Here is a 2,033-nt window from a genome sequence, read left to right as displayed (position 1 = left end):
CCGATCTCGTTTATTGCCCTTGTCGCGCCGCATATCGCGCGGCGACTTAGCGGCACCGCGCGCTGGGGATTAACCCAGGCGGCGCTGTGCGGTGCAGTATTACTGCTGGCCGCCGATCTCTGCGCCCAGCGGCTGTTTACGCCTTATCAACTGCCGGTGGGCGTGGTGACCGTCAGCCTCGGCGGGATTTACCTCATCGTCTTGCTCGTTCAGGAGTCACGCAAGAAATGACAGATTTAACCACCCGCTTGCGCGGCGAAAACTTGACCCTCGGCTACGGCAAAAAAATCATTGCCCGGGACTTATCCGTCGCCATTCCGGACGGCCACTTCACCGCCATTATCGGGCCAAACGGCTGCGGCAAATCAACATTGCTGCGCACGCTGAGCCGCCTGATGTCGCCGGTTGAGGGCAGCGTGTTCCTCGACGGGGAGCAGATCCAGCGCTTCGCCAGCAAAGAGGTGGCGCGCCGAATTGGGCTGCTGGCGCAAAACGCCACCACGCCGGGGGATATTACCGTGCAGGAGCTGGTCTCCCGCGGGCGCTATCCGCACCAGCCGCTGTTTACCCGCTGGCGCAAGGAGGACGACGAGGCCGTGAAGCGCGCGATGCAGGCGACGGGCATCACCGAGCTGGCCCAGCAAAGCGTCGATACCCTCTCCGGCGGACAGCGCCAGCGCGCGTGGATCGCAATGGTGCTGGCGCAGGAAACCTCGATCATGCTGCTGGACGAGCCGACGACCTGGCTGGATATCAGCCATCAGATTGACCTGCTGGAGCTGCTGAGCGAGCTGAACCGTACGCAGGGGTACACCCTGGCGGCGGTGTTGCACGACTTAAACCAGGCGTGCCGCTACGCGACGCATCTGATTGCGCTGCGCGACGGCGAGATTGTGGCGCAGGGCGCGCCGAAGGAGATTGTTACGCCAGAGCTGATCGCGCGGATCTACGGCATGCGCTGCATGATTATTGACGATCCGGTGGCGGGTACGCCGTTGGTGGTGCCGCTTGGAAAACGTGCGGTCTGATGCCCTCACCCCGGCCCTCTCCCACAGGGAGAGGGAGCAAACCATCCCCTCTCCCCGTGGGAGAGGGTTAGGGTGAGGGGCATTTGCACTATCCTAAAATTTCCTTCAGTACCGGCCCAATTTTCTCAAACGCCTGCGGTGAAATAATATCCACGTGAGCGCAGTCCTGGCTGTAGACCTCCAGCTCGCCCACCCACGGCGCCCACGCGGCCTGAGGATCCAGGGTTCGCGTTCGCTCGGCGACAAACAGCGTCGCTTTACCGTCAAAGCGCGCGCTGTGCGCGGTGGTGAGCAGCCGCACCGCGTCGGCGAAGTTGCCCTCAATGGCGTTAAACAGCTCGCTGGAGCCCTGCCCCGGCTGGGCGGCGATAAACGCCTGACGCTCGCGCTCGTTCTCTGCCAGCACCGCCGGGTCGAGGCCGTTAGCCTCTTTCTCCGCCCAGTTCTGGGTTTCCGGCGGCCAGGTATCCAGCAGGCCGAGGAACGCCACTGCTTCACCCTGCTCGCGCAGGCGGGCCGCAATGCCCTGCGCCAGCGTGCCGCCGAGGGAATAGCCGAACAGGTAATACGGCCCCTGCGGCTGCTGCTTACGCAACGTGTTCAGATGATGTTCGATCACCCCATCGAGATCCGCGCACTGCTGCATCGGGCCGTTTGGCCGCGGCGACTGAATGCCGACGATGGACCAGCGCGGGCTGAGGTAGCGCGCCAGGACGCTAAACTGCCAGGCAAAGCCGGACGCCGGATGGAAGCAGAACAGCGTCGGGCCGTTGCTTTCACGCAGCGGCAGAAGGGTTTCATACCCCAGACGCTGCGCCTGTTCGTCGCTCATCTGCGAGTCCAGCAGGGCGCTAAGCTTGCTTACCGTCGAGGCGACCATAATCTGCCCCGGCGTGACCTTACGGCTGAACGCACGGCTGAGCTGAGCCGCGAGGCGCATCGCCAGCAGCGAGTGGCCGCCGAGGGCAAAGAAATCGGCCTCGATATCGTTCACCGCGCAGCCCA

3 protein-coding genes are annotated in these 2,033 nt (G+C 63.8%); 2 read left to right on the top strand and 1 reads right to left on the bottom strand.

The genetic code is table 11. From position 1 onward, the window contains the following. A partial coding sequence (locus tag DD606_RS24760) for an iron chelate uptake ABC transporter family permease subunit (RefSeq protein ID WP_139158363.1) occupies positions 1-231 on the top strand: 231 nt, incomplete at its 5' end. Beyond that, on the top strand, positions 228-1,028 hold the full coding sequence (gene fepC / locus DD606_RS24755; protein WP_022650565.1) for an iron-enterobactin ABC transporter ATP-binding protein: 801 nt from the start codon (positions 228-230) through the stop codon (positions 1,026-1,028). The genes DD606_RS24760 and fepC, both read left to right, overlap by 4 nt. Before the next feature lie 88 nt (positions 1,029-1,116). On the opposite strand, the gene DD606_RS24745 is transcribed toward fepC, so the two are convergent. Beyond that, positions 1,117-2,033: thioesterase domain-containing protein (locus DD606_RS24745; protein WP_255573128.1), on the bottom strand; the 917-nt coding region annotated here is incomplete at its 5' end.

It is taken from the genome of Enterobacter cloacae complex sp. GF14B (assembly GCF_004136805.1).
Taxonomy (GTDB): Bacteria; Pseudomonadota; Gammaproteobacteria; order Enterobacterales; family Enterobacteriaceae; genus Enterobacter; species Enterobacter hormaechei_C.
The sequence above is the reverse complement of the archived record's forward strand: the minus strand, read 5'-3'. Positions and strand labels throughout refer to the sequence as shown.

Excerpts from the sequence above, each read along its gene's own strand:
- fepC (WP_022650565.1), top strand. The coding sequence starts at position 228 with ATGACAGATTTAACCACCCGCTTGCGCGGCGAAAACTTGACCCTCGGC.